This is a genomic window from Phaeobacter sp. JH20_34, assembly GCF_048056095.1.
Classification (GTDB): domain Bacteria; phylum Pseudomonadota; class Alphaproteobacteria; order Rhodobacterales; family Rhodobacteraceae; genus Phaeobacter; species Phaeobacter bryozoorum.
Genome location: NZ_JAYMWT010000011.1, coordinates 144554 through 161281 on the forward strand (window position 1 = coordinate 144554; position 16728 = coordinate 161281).

Consider the following 16728-nt stretch of genomic DNA (forward strand, 5'->3'; position numbering starts at 1 on the left):
ATGTTTCCTCCCTCTGACCTTATGTCTTTTCGTAACTATCGCGATCAGATGCCCCTGATGCAACAAACCCAACGCACAGCCTATCCGGCCATCCAGCCGTAAACGCCCCCTGACACCCTCAGCTATTAGGTGCATTTGTAACCATCAACAGATGATTATGTATCTGCACTGCATGATTTCGCGAAAATGCTTCAGCCTGCCGGATCGATGAAACAAAAATACGTTACAGAAATCTTCAAACAAGAAGTATTCAAGTTACACAAATCACGGCATGGTTGCATCTGATCGCTAAATTCGCCGCGCTGATCACATGACGCGCTATATTCGCCTATCGCAGCGACAGCCGCACAGATGTCAGCCCATCAATACCGCCTTCGATATGATCCCCTGCGACAACAGGACCAACCCCCGCCGGCGTGCCCGTCATCACCAGATCCCCCGGCCGCAGATGATAATACCCAGAAAGATGGCATAGAATCTCCTCGACCGACCAGATCAGCTCCGCGAGAGAGGCGTCCTGACGGATCTCTCCGTTCACCCGCAACCAGATTCGCTGCGTCTGAGGCTCCCCCCATTCCGATGCCGCACGCAGCGGCGCAAAGACACTGCCGCCCTCCAGATCCTTGCCCAGGCTCCAGGGGCGCTGCTTCTGGCGTTCGCGCAATTGCAGATCCCGGCGCGTCATGTCCAGCGCGCAGCCATATCCCCAGATCGCCGCCCGCGCCTCTGCGGCCGTCGCATCCCTGAGCGGCGCTGCAATCGCGACGACCAGTTCCATTTCGTGGTGAAAATTCTCCGTCCCCTGCGGATAGGGCAGCTCCGCGCCACTCAATACCGCGTGGCAGGCCGACTTGGTGAAATAGAACGGCTGCTCCCGGTCGACCTCCACCCCCATCTCCGCAGCATGGGCCGCGTAATTTCGCCCAACACAGAAAATGCGGCCAACCGGCCAGACCTCCTCGCGCCCCTCCAGCAGAATGGCAGGCACCGGCGGCAGATCGAACAACGGCTTAGACATGGTAGAGACCCTTCGGATTGGGGGAAATCGAACCGGCCAGACCCTCGCGATTCCCGCAGGTCACCACCGGCCACCAAACTCAGATGCCGCACCCTAGCAACCTCACCATAACAGCGCGACCCCCAACCGGATGATCCACCCGCCCGATCGCGGGACGCAGCTTACCGGCAATCGAGTCATCGCCCGGACCACCTCGTGAGCACCAGCACAACGGCAATTGTCGCTTGACACTCAAACCAGCCACCTATTAGTTCATATGCAGAACGAACTAATAGGTGATGTATGGAATCGACCCAGCAAACCTCATTTTCCAGGCAGGTGGCGCTGTACTCGGTCATGCAGGACATCATCCATTGCGGTCCGATCTCTCGCGCCTCAATCTCCAAGCAGACAGGATTATCGAAGCAGACAGTTTCCGAGTTGGTTCGTATCCTTGAAAGCGAAGGCTGGATTCGCGAGACGGGCCGGACCTCTGGTCATGTCGGCCGCACGGCGACCACCTATGAACTGATACCGGAAAGCGCCTTTATGGCGGCGGTCGATCTTGGCGGCACCAAGGTGCGCGTCGCGATCGTCGATCTCGCTGGTACTATTGTCGCCGAGGTCGTAGCCCCCACTCATCCAGATGGCGGGCGTCATGTGGCCGATCAAATAGGAGACCTGGTCAGCCGCGCCATCGGCGAGGGAAATGTGGCCGCCAACACTGTCAGACAGACAGTGGTCGGCTGCCCCGGTGTGCCGGACGTCCTATCCGGAAAGGTGAACTTCGCCCCCAATATTGCCGGAATCGATCAGATCGATTTTCGGGCCGCGGTATCAGAGGCAACGGGCACAAAGACGCTGCTTGAGAACGACGTTAACCTCGCAGTACTCGGCGAACACTGGCTTGGCGCAGGCCATGGCATCGACAACGTTGCCCTGATCGCGTTCGGGACCGGGGTTGGCGCAGGGCTGATCGTAAACGGAGCGCTTGTAAGAGGCGCATCAGGAGCCGCCGGGGAACTTGGCTATCTACCGTTCGGCGCTGATCCTTTCGAGGAAGAATCCCTGCGGGTCGGGGCGTTCGAACGAGTGTCGGCCACGCATGGCATTCGCGCGGCATATCTCGCCACAACTGGTAAAGATGTCGACGTACCGGCGATATTTGATGCCGCCGCGTCTGGTGAGGTCGCGGCTCGGGAAGTCCTCGATAAAGTCGCAACTCAAATGGCGCGGGCAGTTGCGGCAATTGGCGCCGTGGTGGCGCCCGAGGTGGTCATCCTCGGCGGAGCAATTGGGTCCCGTCCCGAAATCCTGACCGCGACCCGCGATGAGCTGAAGCGCTGCTTTCCTTTCCCGATCAGGATCGAACCTGCCCAACTCGGCCATCACGCCGCGCTGAGCGGAGCCGTCGCTGTTGGACTGACCGAATTGCATACCGAGTTGTTCGCCAAATCTGCGCCCGGCGCGGTCATTACTCTGCCGACCCCGAAACAGGGCAAACTTGCGGGTTCCGCAGAATGACGGCGCATGGCCCCCTGATCACGCTCCTGAGCCAACATCTTGACCGGGCGGTGGTCAACGATCTGCTGGCCCGGGCTGTTCGCGCCGCTTCCGTGACTGGGGACGAGGTCGCGATGGTTGACATGCTGCGTCCCGAAATGGAGCGTCTATCGCTGTCGCCCTCGGTCGAAGACTTCAGTCCAGGGAGGCCGAACATCACAGGACGGCGCGAGGGTGGCGATGGTCCTGACCTTCTTTTCATCGGACATACGGACGTTGTTCATCCGGGCAACTGGAGCGATCATTGGGCTGGCAAACCACAACAGGACCCCTTTGGCGCGACAATCATCGACGGCGAACTGTGGGGGCGCGGCGCTGCCGATCTCAAGGCTGGCATTTGCACATCGCTCGCCGCTCTCGATCTTCTGGACCGGGCGGGTATCCGCCTTCTGGGAACGGTGTCTTTCGCATTTGTCGGAGATGAGGAAAGCGGCGAACCCGGCAGCGGAAAAAGCGCAGGCGTTCGCCATTGGACAGAAAGCGTGCTGGCGGGCGGACTGCCGCGTCCGGATCTGGCGGTCTATGTCGAACCTACCCGCCTGCAGATCCTGCCGGTGCAGATCGGATTTTATATCGCGGAGATCGTGCTGACGGGCCAATCCGCCTATTTTGGCCGACCGGAGCTCGGCCGCGACGCCCTGAAGGCCGCGCACAAGGTCCTTCAGGCGATTTGGGATCACTCGGATCGAATTTCGGCCGCTGGCAGCCATCCGCTTCTGGGGCGCAGCAACATCCTTGTAACGGGGCTTGAAGCCGGGGGGCTGATTGCTGTTCCCGGAGAATGCCGCTTTTCGCTGATTGGCAAGCTTCTGCCCGGTGACGACCTTGATGCCGCCACCTCGGAACTGGAAGCCGTGATCCGCGCCGCAATTGCTGAGGACATCCGCGTCAAAATAGATTTCACCGCCGGTCGCGACCATCCGCTAGGCGGCTCCCCGGCCGGGATCGAAGCCGATCATGAGATGGTCCGGCAGCTCTCTGCTTCCATCGCGGCCGTACGGCCCGATCGCGGTGCAGTTGAAGGTGCGCCCTTCTGGTCGGAAATGCCCTTTCTGACAGCAAAGCTCGGCGTACCGACTGTCTATTGCGCACCTGGCGATATCAGCATCTGCCATACGAACCACGAACGCGTTCCCCTGCAGGATTACCACGACGGGATTGTCGCCTTCGCAGCCTTCATCGCACTCACATGTGGAATTCGGTCCGACTGAACACAGGGGCCACAACAGGGAGAGAGACCATGAATTGCACTTCCAGAAATCTTCTTGCATCGTTGTCGGTACTTGCCTTCATGGCAATGCCTGCATCGGCCCAGACCGTCGGACCCTCGGGCGAGGCGGCAACCCCCTCCTCGACTGTGATTGTTGATGATGCGCAGGCGAGCCAGCTGCAATCCCGGGGCCTTAGGGCGGCGCTGCTCTGGCACGATCAATCCGACTTTGTGAACGCGGTTACCGCAGGCGCAACCGATGAATTCACCCGGCTTGGTATCGAGGTGGTTGCCACGACATCAGCCGGCTTTGACAGTGCGCGTCAACTTGCGGACATCGAAACCGCGCTCGCGCTCAACCCCGATATCATCTTGTCCCTGCCGCTCGACCCCGTGGCATCTGCGTCGGCCTTCAAGAAAGCACGCGACGCCGGTGTCGAGTTGGTTTTCCTTTCCAACCTCCCGTCCGGCTACGAGCATCCTGCCGACTATGCCGCCATCGTGACCGACGATCTGTTCCAGATGGGCAAGCAGGCAGCCGACATTCTGGCGGGCGCGATAGGCGGCACAGGCGACGTGGGCTGGATCTTTCACGACGCCGCTTACTACGTGACGAACCAGCGCGACAATGCCTTCAAGACGACGATCGAAACCCACTATCCCGGGATGGAGATTGTCGCCGAGGCCGGTATCAGCGATCCCGCAAGGGCAGAGGAAATCGCGAATGCCATGCTGTTGCAGAACCCCAACATCGGTGGGATCTACGTGACATGGGCAGGTCCGGCCGAAGGTGTGCTCGCCGCGCTGCGCGCAAACGGCAACAGCTCAACCCGTATCGTGACGCTCGACCTGTCTGAGCCGATTGCTCTCGATATGGTCAAGGGCGGCAATGTCGTCGGCATCGTTGCCGATGAGGCCTATGAGCTCGGGCGCGCCATGGCCGCTGCCGGGGCGCGCGGGGTTCTCGACCTCGACAACCCGCCCTTTGTCGTTGCACCGGCCGTCTCGGTTACCGCCAAAAATGTCAACGAAGGTTGGAACCAATCGCTGAATCTGGATGCGCCGCAATCGGTTCTCGACGCGCAGCAATAATCTACCCCCGCTGCGCCCGGAGCGATCCGGGCGCAGGCCCAGATGAATTCCCGCAATTGGACGGAGACCATGTCGCCAAAATTTCCTAACCGGGCCGTTCTGCAAGGGCTGATCGTCTATGCGGGTTTCGTGCTCATTTTCCTCTTCTTTGCCGCGATGCTTTGGGACCGTGGCTTCCTTTCCCCCCAGAACCTGACGAACATCGTCTTACAGACAGCTCCGGCAACGGTGCTCGCGATTGGACTGGTCTTTGTCTTGGCAGCGGGCGAGATCGACCTTTCGTTCGGTGCCGCGGTCGCACTTTCGGCGATCGTCGCCGCGATGGTCATGCGGGTCGCGCCCTGGCCTATTGGCGTCGCCGCAGGGCTGGCAACAGGCATGGCGGTGGGCTTTGTCAACGGGGCCATCGTCGCCTATGCCCGGCTTCCCTCCTTCCTTGTTACATTGGCCACGATGGGTGTCGTAGCGGGCATCGCGCGTGAATTGTCCAATTTGCAATCCATCCCGGTCACCGCCGATGCTTTCATCGGCATTTTTGGCGGCGGAAAACTGTTCGGCATCCCCTCGCTTGTGATCTGGACCTTTCTAGCGCTGTTGATCGGACATCTAGTTTTTCGTGAAACGCGCTATGGGGCCCATGTCTTGGCAACCGGCGACAATCCACGCGCGGCCCTTGTCTCGGGCATCCGCGTCGCTCGCCTGCGGTTGTCGGTGCTTATGGTATCCGGGGCCTGCGCCGGCTTGGCTGGTCTGCTTTATGCCGGACGTCTCCAGTCAGCCCGCTACACCTTGGGCGAAAGCGATCTGATGACTGTCATCGCCGCCGTCATCGTGGGCGGCACCGCCCTGAACGGCGGACGAGGCAGCGTTCCTGGCGCGCTCGTTGGAAGCCTGATGATGGGCATGCTGTCCAACGGGCTGATCCTGATGGGGCTATCTGTTTCTTGGCAGATGATCATCAAGGGCCTGATCGTTCTGGCCGCCGTCGCCGTTTCACTACGCGAACCGAACCGCTGAAAGGAAAACAGACATGTTCCTCGATGTCCTTCGCCGTCGAAATCCCGATTTCGTCCTCGCCGCGCAGATGCTGCACAGGACGGGCGAAATCCCCGCGAACTCTTACGTTCTTGATCTGGACGCGGTTGCAGAAAACGCACGCCTGATCCGTGCGGAAGCCGATAAGTTTGACCTCAAGGTCTTCGCGATGACCAAGCAGGTGAGCCGCAACTCGGGGTTTTGCCGCGCCGTGATGGCTGGCGGCATTGATCGCGCGGTTGCTGTCGATATGGCTTGCGCCATCGCTTGCCATAACGCCGGGTTGAAAATCGGGCACCTCGGCCATCTCGTGCAGGTACCGCGCGCAGAAGCCGCGATGGCAGCGCGACAACTTACGCCCGATTACTGGACCGTGTTTTCGCAGGCCAAGGCGGCAGAGGCGGCAGAGGCCGCACTGGCAGCCGGACGCGAACAACCACTGCTTGCCCGTGTGCAGACCGCCGGAGATACATTCTATCGCGGTCATGAAGGTGGGTTTCCCGCGGAGGATGCGGTCGCAGCCGCAGGCTGGATGTCCCAGCTGAGCGGCGCGCGTTTCGCTGGCATCACCACGTTTCCTGCGCAGCTCTATGACCACACCACAGGCAAGATTAGACATACACCAAACCTTGGCACCCTGAAGCGGACCGCTGATGCTCTGCAGCGCGCGGGCTTTGACAAGATCGAAATCAACGCACCCGGCACGACATCTCTTGTCACACTTGAGGCGCTTGCTGAAGCCGGAGCAACCCAGGTCGAACCCGGCAACGGGCTGCACGGCACGACACCTCTCCATGCCGTCGAGGATCTGCCTGAGATGCCAGCTGTTCTCTACCTCAGCGAGGTCAGCCACCTTCATGGCGGCCGCGCCTATTGCTTCGGCGGAGGTCTATATGTCGATCCGGTCTTTCCCGAATATGACATCAAGGCATTGGTCACCACATCCCCCAGCGTAGACACTACTGATTTGAGATGCGTCGAGATCCCGCCACCATCTGCGATTGACTATTACGGGATGATCGACGCCACAGGCGCCAACGCTCCCGCACCCGGTGACACGGTCGTTTTCGGCTTCCGCGGCCAGGCCTTCGTCACCCGCGCCCACTCGGTCGGCATCGAGGGCGTATCGAAGGGCAAGCCGCGCGTGGTGTCGATCGAAAACAGCTACGGGCAGGCAGAACCCTGGCCCAGAATCCGGAATGCGACAAGATGACCCCGGTTCTTCAACTCAGAAATATCCGCAAATCCTTTGGCGGAGTCACGGCGATCCAGGATTTCTCGCTCGACATGCTCGCAGGTGAAGTCGTGGCACTTGTCGGCGACAACGGCGCCGGCAAATCAACTCTCATCAAGATGATCTCAGGTGTCTACACACCCAGTTCAGGCGAGATGCTTCTGGATGGAAAGCCAGCAAACTTTCCTGACGCTTCAGTTGCTCGGGAACGGGGGGTAGAGGTTGTCTATCAGGATCTGGCACTGGCCGATCAACAGACTGTCTATATGAACCTCTTTCTTGGTCGTGAACCCGTGAAGGGGCCGCTGCGGCTGCTTGATCGCAAGAGAATGATCGCCGAAACGGACGCGCTTGTTCGTGAACTGGATGTGCGCATCCCGTCCGCATCCGCTACGATTCGCGACCTTTCAGGGGGACAACGCCAGGGTGTCGCAATCGCACGCGCAACGCATTGGGCAAGAAAACTAATCCTGCTCGACGAACCCACTGCCGCGCTTGGCGTCGCTGAAACCGCCCGGGTCGAAGCAACAGTTGAATCGCTGAAAGCACGCAACCTCGCAATCTTCATCGTCTCCCATAGTCTCGATCAGGTCTTCCGCCTGTCGGACCGTATCTGTGTCCTGCGTCGCGGCGAGCAGATCGGGATCCGCGAGACAGACAAGACGGACAAGAATGAAATCGTCTCGATGATCACCGGCGTCTCAAAATGAAACAGGCTGGCGGTCGCACTCGCCAAAGACAGCGCGCCTAAGGATCGGGCGACCACAGATCATTCCCTTGAGGCAAGTCTTGCAAATGTCGTGAACACGGAAGGCGTTGCGCTACCGCTGCGATCGCACCTATCAGCGCAACAGCATTCGATTGTTCATCAGAAAAACGTTAGTGTATCAGACTGTTCGCCCCGATCAGGATCGAAGCGCCCACAAACACCGTCAAGGCAATCGACAACATCCCGGCGCAGACACCCGCCAGCACGATGATCCCATCCCGTTCCAGCAGCCCGATGCTGGCAACAAACAGGGCAATTGCTGGAAACCAACCGCTGAGCGGCAGCGGCACGAACAGCGCCAGGGAAACCAGAAACAGCAGGCCTCCGGTCAGCTGTTCTCTTCGTGGCTGAAACACCGCCCGCAGGCGCGGTCGGGCAACCCGTTCCAGCCGCCGCGACACGGGGCGCAAGCGCAGCACGATACGGCGCATGCCTGTGCCGGAAAACCGGATCCGCGCGATACGTCGCGGCAGCCGGACGCTGGAAAATCCCAGTCCCATCTGCGCGCAGAAAAACAAGAGCGGCAGAGCGGTGACAAGGGTTGACCCTGGAGGCAAAGGAAGAAGATTGATCAGGCACGACAGCAAGATTGCCCATCCGAAGGACCTGTCGCCAAGCTGCTCCAGAAAGGTGCCAAGCGCGATATGATCGGAGTTTTGATGGTAGCGGATCACGCGCAGCAGCGTGAAGGAGAGAGAGCGCTTCCTGATCAAGCCTATAGCACCGGGACATCCAGAAACAGCTTTCACATTCGCCTCGCAACTCGGACCGTGCCTGCCTCCTGCTTAGCGCCTTGCTGTGTCTGCGGCAACCGGCTTCGCAGCTGAGACAGCCGCACCGACCCTGTTCCAGAGTTCCTCGGCAACAACCCCAATGGGCTGTTCCCTGCGCCGCATCTTGAATATCACTGTCCGTCGCAGCGGGAACCCGTCCAAGTTCAGGGACAGCAAAGCCCCGGAACGCCGCTCCTCCTCTGTCATGTGATCTGGCAGACCGCCCCAGCCAAGCCCGGCGAGGATCACCTTTTTCTTGGCCGCGAGATCAGACACCGTCCATTTCAGGCTCCCGGACAAGAGATCGCGGCTTTGGTCATGCGCCGCGCCGCCGGTGCCGGCGGCGACCACCTGCACATGACTTTGCATTTCGGATGCCGACAAGGCGTGGGGGCCGACGGGCAGGTTCAAGGCGGGGCTGGCCACCGGCCGGATCGTGACCTCGGCAACCGGCTCTGCCTCCACGTCGTCCAGCGGCACCCCGTCAAGCGACGCAAGCGCGATATCCGCCTTGCCCTCCATCAGCCGGGCAATCGGGCCGCCCATCATTTCCATGCGCAGCCGGAGGTGGGTCGCAGGGTGGCGCCGCCCGGTCTCCGCAAGCGCCGGCAGCAAAGGGTCCAGATCCATGGTGGCACTGACGGCAAGCGTCAGTTCCGGTTCTTCGCGGGCGCGCAGCCGGGCGGCGGTAGATCGAAGCCCCTGCATCTGCCGCAGCACCCGCGACGCCTCGCGGTAGAAGATTTCGCCCGCCGGGGTCAGAGACGGCCGGTAGGCTTCGCGGCTGAACAGCTCCAGCTCCAATTCCTCTTCCAGCAGGCGGATTGCATGGCTGATGGCCGACTGGGATTTATTCAGACGCTCCGCCGCGCCGCGGAAGGTGCCGGTTGCGACAATGGCCTCGAGGGCAAGGAGCTGGTCGTGTTTCATCGGCTTCCAACATGATCAGATTGCCTAATCGTTATGCTGCAAACACAATATTATCAATCAATCATATCTGAAGGTAGTCAGAGGGCATCACTGCAACAGGAGACTGTCATGAAACTCTACTACAAACCCGGTGCCTGCCCGCTGGCCAGCCATATCGCCCTCTATGAAACCGGCCGCCCGTTTGACATCGAAGCCGTCGATACCGCGGCGGGGCGGACCGAAAGCGGCGCAGATTACCGTGCGATCAACCCCAAAGGCTATGTTCCGGCCCTGGGCCTGGACGATGGCAGCGTCCTGACTGAAGGGGCGGCGGTTTTGCAGTATATCGCGGACAGCCATCCGGAGGCAGGTCTGGCGCCGGCGGCCGGCACCTTGGGCCGGGCCCGGATGCAGGAACAGCTCAACTGGATCGGGACCGAGCTGCACAAGGCCTTTAGCCCGCTGTTCCGCGAGGGCACGTCCGAAGCCGGCAAGGACGACGCGCGCAGCGCGGTTGCGGACAAGTTCGATTTCATCGAGGCCCAGCTGGCGGATGGCCGCGAGTGGCTGGTCGAGGGCCGGTTCTCGGTGGCCGATGCCTATCTGTTCGTGGTCTCGAACTGGGCGAACTTCACCGGCATCGACCTGGCCCGCTGGCCCAATCTGGCCGCCTTTGTCAGCCGCAGTGCTGCCCGCCCGTCGGCCCAGGCGGCGATGCGCGCAGAGGGCCTGATCCAATGACGCCTGCCGCCCACAATGAGGTCGGCGCCCTGATGGAGGCCTATTTCGAGGGCCTCCATCAAGCCGACAGCGCCCTGCTGCGCAAGGTTTTTCACCCGCAGCTGGCCTATGTCTGCGCCACCGAAGGCGATGAACTTTTTCTGGATCTTGAGACTTACATGGCCCGCGTCGACGGGCGTGTGCCGCCGGCCGAACGCGGTGAGGCGCGCGAGGAGGAGATTCTGGAGATCGCCTTTGCCAGCGACCGGCTGGCCCGTGTCAGCGCCCGGATGACCATGATGGGGCGGGATTTCCACGACCTGCTGACCCTTGTCCGCTACGGTGCCGAATGGCGTATCGTGGCCAAAGTGTTTTCCTATGTTCCGCGAAAGGACTAACCGATGCCTTATGTGAATATCAAAGTCACCCGCGAGGGCGGCCCCGAAGGCACCGGCCCAAGCGCAGACCAGAAGGCGCAGCTGATCGCCGGGGTGACGGGGCTGCTGCAGGATATTCTGGGCAAGACCCCGGCAACCACATTTGTGGTGATCGACGAGGTTCCGCTGGAAGACTGGGGCGTCGGCGGCCTGCCGGTGCAACAGTACCGCAAGCAGGCGCAATAGAGACGCAGCGGACAGAAGCGCTGAGGGCGACCTGTCCAGTGCCCCGGGCGCCGATGACTTTTGCGGTGGAGGGCGTACCGGCCAGCGCTGTCTCAATTGCCGCCAGGCGTTGCAGAACCGGGCTCATGGCTGGGCGTTGTTTGTATTGCGCACCCTAACGCCTGACGATAGTAGAGCTGAGCCGCCGGGCACGCTGTCTCCTTCTGGTTGCTTTCATCTGTGAATTTTAATGTCACGACATGTCTATCTATATTTATGCATTCATCGACATAGTCACGGGAAGGCTGACCCGTTTTCCGACGCGACAACTCATTTACTGACGCAATTCCCCTTGAAGGAAAATTTCATGGCTAAAGGTTTGAACTCTGTCTCATCATTTCTCCAGATCGGAGATCAAAGAGTCGACGGCTTGTTTTTTGGGCAAAAATGGAGCGATGATACTATTCACTATGCCTACCCGTCTGAGCCCGGTGTCTATAATTATTCAGCTTCTTATAATGAGGCAGCTGCGTTTTCAGAGGTTTCCGATCTGCAGAAATCTGCGATCAAATTCGCTTTGGACTCTGATCTCGGCCCCGCCGCAGCAAGGGGCTTTTCTGTTGAAGGTATTACAAAGCTGAATATTGAGCATGACGCAACACCGGATACGACCAGCCCGGAGGCTATTCGGTACGGCAACACGTCCTCACCCGATGTTCTCGGTGCTCATGGATATTACCCGCAAAACAGTCCAACCGCAGGGGACGTCTGGTTTGGAAACACGGTTTACCGATCCCCGGCAGCGGGCAACTACGCCTGGCATACTGTGCTGCATGAAACCGGACATGCTCTGGGACTGACGCATTCACATGAAAACATTAACGGATTCGGTGTTGTTCCATCTGAGTACGACCACATGGAATACACGATCATGAGCTATCTGAGCTACGAAAATAGCCCGCTAGGTGGATATAGAAATGAACCCTCGAGCTTTGCACAAACCTACATGATGCTGGATATCGCGGCCCTGCAGCATATGTATGGTGCCGATTACACCACCAACAGCAACGATACAGTCTACAAGTGGTCCCCCAATTCAGGCGACACTTTGGTCAATGGTGAAATTGCAATCGATGCGGTCGGCAACCGGATTTTCGCCACCATCTGGGATGGGGGCGGCGTCGACACCTATGATCTTTCAGCCTACGCCGAGAATCTAAACATTGATCTGAACCCCGGCGAATCCTCACGCTTCAGCGCTGAACAGACGGCCCATCTGGGATATGGATATAACGCTAGCGGCAATATCTACAATGCACTTCTCCATAATGGTGACAGGCGTTCGCTGATCGAAAATGCCATAGGTGGCACTGGCAACGACGTAATCGCGGGCAACATCGGCTCCAATTTACTGCGTGGTGAGGGTGGCAACGACACCATCACAGGCGGTGCAGGTAATGATACCGTCTTTGGCAATACCGGAAATGACCATATCAGCGGTCAAGATGGTGATGACCGGATGCTGGGTGGCAAGGGCAACGACACAGTCTTTGGCGGCACTGGCAACGACGAGTTGCTGGGAAATCAGGACGACGACGTGCTGAATGGCAAAGAAGGTGCGGACACGCTTTACGGCGGTTCCGGCAATGACACTCTGAATGGAGGTACCGGCGCCGACAGTATGTCAGGAGGCACAGGCAACGATACCTACTGGGTGGACGATGCCGCAGACCAGGTGGCCGAAAATGCGGGCGCAGGTCAGGACCGGGTCAATAGCTCAGTAACTTTCGATCTGACTGCTCACAGCGCACATATCGAAGACCTGACCCTCACCGGAAGTGCCAACATCAATGGCACTGGCAATGAGGCGGACAACTCGATTTCCGGCAACACTGGCGCCAATATTCTGCGTGGTGAGGGCGGCAATGACGTCATGACAGGTGGTGACGGAAATGACACTGTCTATGGCAATACCGGAAATGACCATATCAGCGGTCAAGATGGTGATGACCGAGTGCTGGGTGGCAAGGGCAACGACACAGTCTTTGGTGGCACTGGCAACGACAAGTTGCTGGGAAATCAGGACGACGACGTGCTGAATGGCAAGAGCGGCCGGGACACGCTTTACGGCGGTTCCGGCGACGATACTCTGACCGGCGGCAACGGTGCCGACACATTTGTATTCACGAAGGGAGAAGACGCCGACCGGATCACCGATTTTGGCCTCGGCAATGACACGCTTTTACTGAGCGGGTTCAGTTTCTCTACTGAGCAGGATGCGCTTGGCTATGCAAATGACGTGTCAGGGAGCGTGATTTTCGACTTCGGTGATGGTGACAGCATAACCCTGTTGAATCTGCAGCTACAGGACCTACATAGCAATATCGTCTTCACCTAGTAGGTTCACTGATCGACCGCAGGCGGGCTGCGCGGGCAACCGCATAGCCCGCCCTCTGCTTCCAGGCTTTCGGACTAGATGTCACAGCCAAGGAGGGCTCGACTGTGCTAAGGCGGCTGGCGTCCCGTCTGAGAACAGGCAATGTAACTATAGCAGTATGGGAAACGTGCTGCTTCCGAGCAATCAAAGGAGGCGGATCTTCAATACAGTATTCACTCGGCGCTCTGGCCGAGATCTACCGGCATAGTACAAATACGAATGTTCAGTGGATTGATCTTATTGGAGGAAGTGGTGAGCCGTGCAGGATTCGAACCTGCGACCCACTGATTAAAAGTCAGTTGCTCTACCAACTGAGCTAACGGCCCACTTCTTCTTCGGAACATCGTGTTGTTCCCTGGTCGCTCTTTAAGGACATAATCCAAAAGGATCAAGCACTTAATTTGCTTCGGAGCGGCGCGACCGTGTCAGTCATGCTGTCCCGATAGGCGGCGTATCTAGGGGTAAGGGCTGAGACGGTCAACCCCTTTTTTCAACTTTCTTGCCACAAGGCTGGATTCATCTTCGACGGAGGTCTATATGCGCGAAATGACCACAGGATCAGACACCCGCTTGCCCTTCATGAAGATGCACGGCCTCGGCAACGACTTCGTTGTTGTGGATGCCCGTGACATGTCGTGGCCCATCACACCGGCCATGGCCGCCGGAATCGCGCACAGGCAGATGGGCGTGGGATTCGACCAGCTCACCGTCATCACCCACGGCGAGGAAGACGCACATCTGACCTTCTACAACGCCGATGGATCCACCTCGGCCGCCTGCGGCAACGCCACCCGCTGCGTGGCCCGCTACCTGATGCAGCAGACCGGACGCGAGGCCCTGCGTCTGACCACCGATCGCGGCCTGCTTCATGCAAGAGACGCAGGAAACGGGCTGACCGCCGTCAACATGGGCCAGCCACAGCTGGACTGGCAGGATATCCCGCTGGCAGAGCAGATGGACACGCTGGAGCTGCCGATTGAGGGGGCGCCAACCGCCACCGGCATGGGCAATCCGCATTGCACCTTTTTTGTCGAAAACGCCGAGCTGATCCCTCTCGCCGAATTTGGCGCGCGCTACGAGCATCATCCGCTTTACCCTGAACGCACCAATGTGCAGGTCGCCCATCTGGTCGGCACAGATCACATCCGCATGCGCGTCTGGGAACGCGGCGTCGGCATCACCCTGGCCTCGGGCTCCTCGTCCTGCGCCACCGCAGTGGCCGCAGCGCGACGCGGGCTGACCGGTCGCCATGTGCAGATAGATCTGGATGGCGGCACGCTCTGGATTGACTGGCGCGACGATGGCGTCTGGATGACCGGCCCGACCTGCCACGTGTTCGACGGCAGCTTCACCCGCGACTTTCTGGAAAGCCTCTCAACATGAGCGCGCCCAAATTCACCACGCTCGGCTGCCGCCTGAACGCCTATGAAACCGAAGCGATGAAAGAGCTCAGCCAGCAGGCAGGGCTCAGCAACGCCGTGGTGGTCAACACCTGTGCCGTCACCGCCGAGGCCGTGCGCAAGGCACGGCAGGAGATCCGCCGCCTGCGCCGTGAAAACCCGGAGGCGCCGATCATCGTCACCGGTTGCGCCGCCCAGACCGAACCGGAGACCTTTGCCGCAATGGAAGAGGTCACCCGCGTCATCGGCAACACCGAAAAGATGCAGGCCAAAACCTGGCAGCAGATCGCCAAGGGACCGGACTTCATCGGCACCACGGAAAAGGTGCAGGTCGACGATATCATGTCGGTGACCGAGACCGCAGGCCATCTCATTGACGGTTTCGGCACCCGCAGCCGCGCCTATGTGCAGGTCCAGAACGGCTGTGACCACCGCTGCACTTTCTGCATCATCCCCTATGGTCGCGGCAATTCCCGCTCCGTCCCTGCCGGTGTGGTGGTCGATCAGATCAAGCGGCTGGTGGACCGGGGCTATAACGAGGTTGTCCTGACCGGCGTCGATCTCACCTCCTGGGGCGCCGACCTGCCCGCCACGCCCCGTCTGGGCGATCTGGTGATGCGGATCCTGAAACTGGTGCCGGACCTGCCGCGCCTGCGCATCTCCTCCATCGATTCGATCGAGGTGGACGAGAACCTGATGCAGGCCATCGCCACAGAGCCGCGGCTGATGCCGCATCTGCACCTGTCGCTGCAACACGGCGATGATCTGATCCTGAAACGGATGGCCCGCCGCCACCTGCGCGATGACGCGATCAAATTCTGCGAAGACGCCCGCCGCCTGCGCCCGGAGATGACCTTTGGTGCCGATATCATTGCAGGCTTTCCGACCGAGTCGGACGCCCATTTCGAGAACTCGCTGAAACTGGTTACCGACTGCGATCTCACCTGGCTGCACGTCTTCCCCTATTCCAAGCGCGAGGGCACCCCGGCCGCCAAGATCCCCAATCAGGTGAATGGCACGGTGATCAAGGAGCGCGCCGCCCGTCTGCGCGCCGCCGGTGACGTGCAGGTACAGGCCCATCTCACCGCGCAGATCGGCCGCAGGCATCGCATCCTGATGGAAAACCCGCACATGGGCCGCACCGAGCAATTCACCGAGGTCAGCTTTGAAACCCCGCAGGTGGAGGGCGAGATCGTCGCCACCACCACCACCGGCATCAGGGGAACCCAGCTCACTGCCTGAGGCCGCGCGTCGACGCATTGAAGCCGCACACAGGCAGCACTCTGGGTGCCACTCCTACTGCGAAGACAGTCTTGCCCCTCCCGCATCGATGCCGGAGGATGGCAGGATCATGAGCCTCATCCTCTTCCTTCACGGCCCCTCCAGCAGCGGCAAATCCACCCTGGCAGCAGAACTGCGCCGCCAGTCACCCCGCCCCTTCCTGCACCTCTCCATTGATCACCTGCGCGGCAGCGGCGCCTGGCGCCAGGTCGATTATCCCGACTGGCAAGCGGCCCGCCCCGCCTTCTTTGACGGGTTCCATCGCGCAGTTACAGGCTTTGCCGACGCCGGTAATGATCTGATCATCGAACATATCCTCGACACTCCCGGCTGGCACAGCCAGTTGCAGGACCTGCTGGCGGACCACCAAATGCTGTTCGTCGGATTGCGCCCCTCTCTCGCCGCGCTGCACCAGCGCGAGCAGCGCCGGGGTGACAGGCCGCCGGGCAGCGCCGCGGCGGATGCCGCTCATGTCCATGCCGGGATGCGGTATGATCTGGAGTGCGACGGCACCCGCGACACCGAACAGCTTGCGCGCGACATCCTCACTCGCATCAACCAGCCGCTACCCGCCTCCGGGTTTTTCCGCTAGCCGCACATCAGGACGCACCGCCCGCTGTCATCTTTCCCGAAATACTCCGGGGTGAATGCCCGCAGGGCAGAGGGGCAGCGCCCCCAATACGAAAAACCCCCGCAGGGTCACACC

16 protein-coding genes and 1 tRNA gene are annotated in these 16728 nt (G+C 60.1%); 13 read left to right on the forward strand and 4 right to left on the reverse strand.

Annotated elements, in window-relative coordinates:
• Window positions 1–328: 328 nt before the first annotated feature.
• On the reverse strand, window positions 329–1018 hold the full coding sequence (locus VWZ81_RS10085; RefSeq protein ID WP_416542647.1) for a fumarylacetoacetate hydrolase family protein: 690 nt from the start codon (window positions 1016–1018) through the stop codon (window positions 329–331).
• Window positions 1019–1300: 282 nt separating this feature from the next.
• Here VWZ81_RS10085 and VWZ81_RS10090 point away from each other — a divergent pair, with 282 nt between their 5' ends.
• From VWZ81_RS10090 to VWZ81_RS10115, 6 genes are all read left to right on the forward strand, one after another.
• The gene (locus tag VWZ81_RS10090; protein ID WP_416542648.1) at window positions 1301–2521 is read left to right on the forward strand and encodes an ROK family transcriptional regulator; all 1221 of its coding nucleotides are present in this window, start codon (window positions 1301–1303) and stop codon (window positions 2519–2521) included.
• On the forward strand, window positions 2518–3771 hold the full coding sequence (locus tag VWZ81_RS10095; RefSeq protein ID WP_416542649.1) for a M20 family metallopeptidase: 1254 nt from the start codon (window positions 2518–2520) through the stop codon (window positions 3769–3771). Before VWZ81_RS10090 ends, VWZ81_RS10095 begins: the two co-directional genes overlap by 4 nt.
• Before the next feature lie 29 nt (window positions 3772–3800).
• Window positions 3801–4862 (forward strand): substrate-binding domain-containing protein, encoded by a 1062-nt coding sequence (locus tag VWZ81_RS10100; RefSeq protein WP_416542650.1) that lies wholly within the window; start codon window positions 3801–3803, stop codon window positions 4860–4862.
• Window positions 4863–4931: 69 nt separating this feature from the next.
• On the forward strand, window positions 4932–5879 hold the full coding sequence (locus VWZ81_RS10105; protein WP_416549220.1) for an ABC transporter permease: 948 nt from the start codon (window positions 4932–4934) through the stop codon (window positions 5877–5879).
• 13 nt (window positions 5880–5892) lie between these two features.
• Window positions 5893–7110, forward strand: coding sequence for an alanine racemase (locus VWZ81_RS10110; protein ID WP_416537699.1), 1218 nt, complete (start codon window positions 5893–5895; stop codon window positions 7108–7110).
• A complete protein-coding gene (locus VWZ81_RS10115) occupies window positions 7107–7841 on the forward strand; it encodes an ATP-binding cassette domain-containing protein (protein ID WP_340546992.1) in 735 nt (244 codons plus the stop codon). Before VWZ81_RS10110 ends, VWZ81_RS10115 begins: the two co-directional genes overlap by 4 nt.
• Window positions 7842–8010: 169 nt before the next feature.
• On the opposite strand, the gene VWZ81_RS10120 is transcribed toward VWZ81_RS10115, so the two are convergent.
• Window positions 8011–8613: an exopolysaccharide biosynthesis protein gene (locus VWZ81_RS10120; RefSeq protein ID WP_416534424.1), complete on the reverse strand. Its 603-nt coding sequence runs from the start codon at window positions 8611–8613 to the stop codon at window positions 8011–8013.
• Between the two features lie 72 nt (window positions 8614–8685).
• Window positions 8686–9603 carry a LysR family transcriptional regulator gene (locus tag VWZ81_RS10125; protein ID WP_416542651.1) on the reverse strand — a complete coding sequence of 306 codons (918 nt, stop codon included), beginning with the start codon at window positions 9601–9603 and terminating at the stop codon, window positions 8686–8688.
• A 108-nt stretch (window positions 9604–9711) separates the two neighbouring features.
• On the opposite strand from VWZ81_RS10125, the gene gstA reads away from it, so the two are divergent.
• The 4 genes from gstA (at window position 9712) to VWZ81_RS10145 (ending at window position 13302) form a co-directional block, all read left to right on the forward strand.
• Window positions 9712–10323 (forward strand): glutathione transferase GstA, encoded by a 612-nt coding sequence (gene gstA / locus VWZ81_RS10130; protein ID WP_416542652.1) that lies wholly within the window; start codon window positions 9712–9714, stop codon window positions 10321–10323.
• On the forward strand, window positions 10320–10700 hold the full coding sequence (locus VWZ81_RS10135; RefSeq protein ID WP_416542653.1) for a nuclear transport factor 2 family protein: 381 nt from the start codon (window positions 10320–10322) through the stop codon (window positions 10698–10700). Before gstA ends, VWZ81_RS10135 begins: the two co-directional genes overlap by 4 nt.
• A 3-nt stretch (window positions 10701–10703) precedes the next feature.
• A complete protein-coding gene (locus VWZ81_RS10140; RefSeq protein WP_416541457.1) occupies window positions 10704–10925 on the forward strand; it encodes a tautomerase family protein in 222 nt (73 codons plus the stop codon).
• Between the two features lie 346 nt (window positions 10926–11271).
• Window positions 11272–13302, forward strand: a complete 2031-nt coding sequence (locus VWZ81_RS10145) for a M10 family metallopeptidase (RefSeq protein WP_416542654.1) — start codon at window positions 11272–11274, stop codon at window positions 13300–13302.
• A 289-nt stretch (window positions 13303–13591) separates the two neighbouring features.
• Here VWZ81_RS10145 and VWZ81_RS10150 read toward each other — a convergent pair.
• Window positions 13592–13667: transfer RNA gene (locus VWZ81_RS10150), tRNA-Lys, on the reverse strand.
• A gap of 211 nt (window positions 13668–13878) precedes the next feature.
• On the opposite strand from VWZ81_RS10150, the gene dapF reads away from it, so the two are divergent.
• The 3 genes from dapF (at window position 13879) to VWZ81_RS10165 (ending at window position 16614) form a co-directional block, all read left to right on the forward strand.
• The gene (gene dapF, locus VWZ81_RS10155; protein WP_416534418.1) at window positions 13879–14724 is read left to right on the forward strand and encodes a diaminopimelate epimerase; all 846 of its coding nucleotides are present in this window, start codon (window positions 13879–13881) and stop codon (window positions 14722–14724) included.
• Window positions 14721–15983 (forward strand): tRNA (N(6)-L-threonylcarbamoyladenosine(37)-C(2))-methylthiotransferase MtaB, encoded by a 1263-nt coding sequence (mtaB, locus tag VWZ81_RS10160; protein WP_416542655.1) that lies wholly within the window; start codon window positions 14721–14723, stop codon window positions 15981–15983. Before dapF ends, mtaB begins: the two co-directional genes overlap by 4 nt.
• A gap of 109 nt (window positions 15984–16092) precedes the next feature.
• Window positions 16093–16614 carry a chloramphenicol phosphotransferase CPT family protein gene (locus VWZ81_RS10165; RefSeq protein ID WP_416542656.1) on the forward strand — a complete coding sequence of 174 codons (522 nt, stop codon included), beginning with the start codon at window positions 16093–16095 and terminating at the stop codon, window positions 16612–16614.
• Window positions 16615–16728 lie beyond the last annotated feature (114 nt).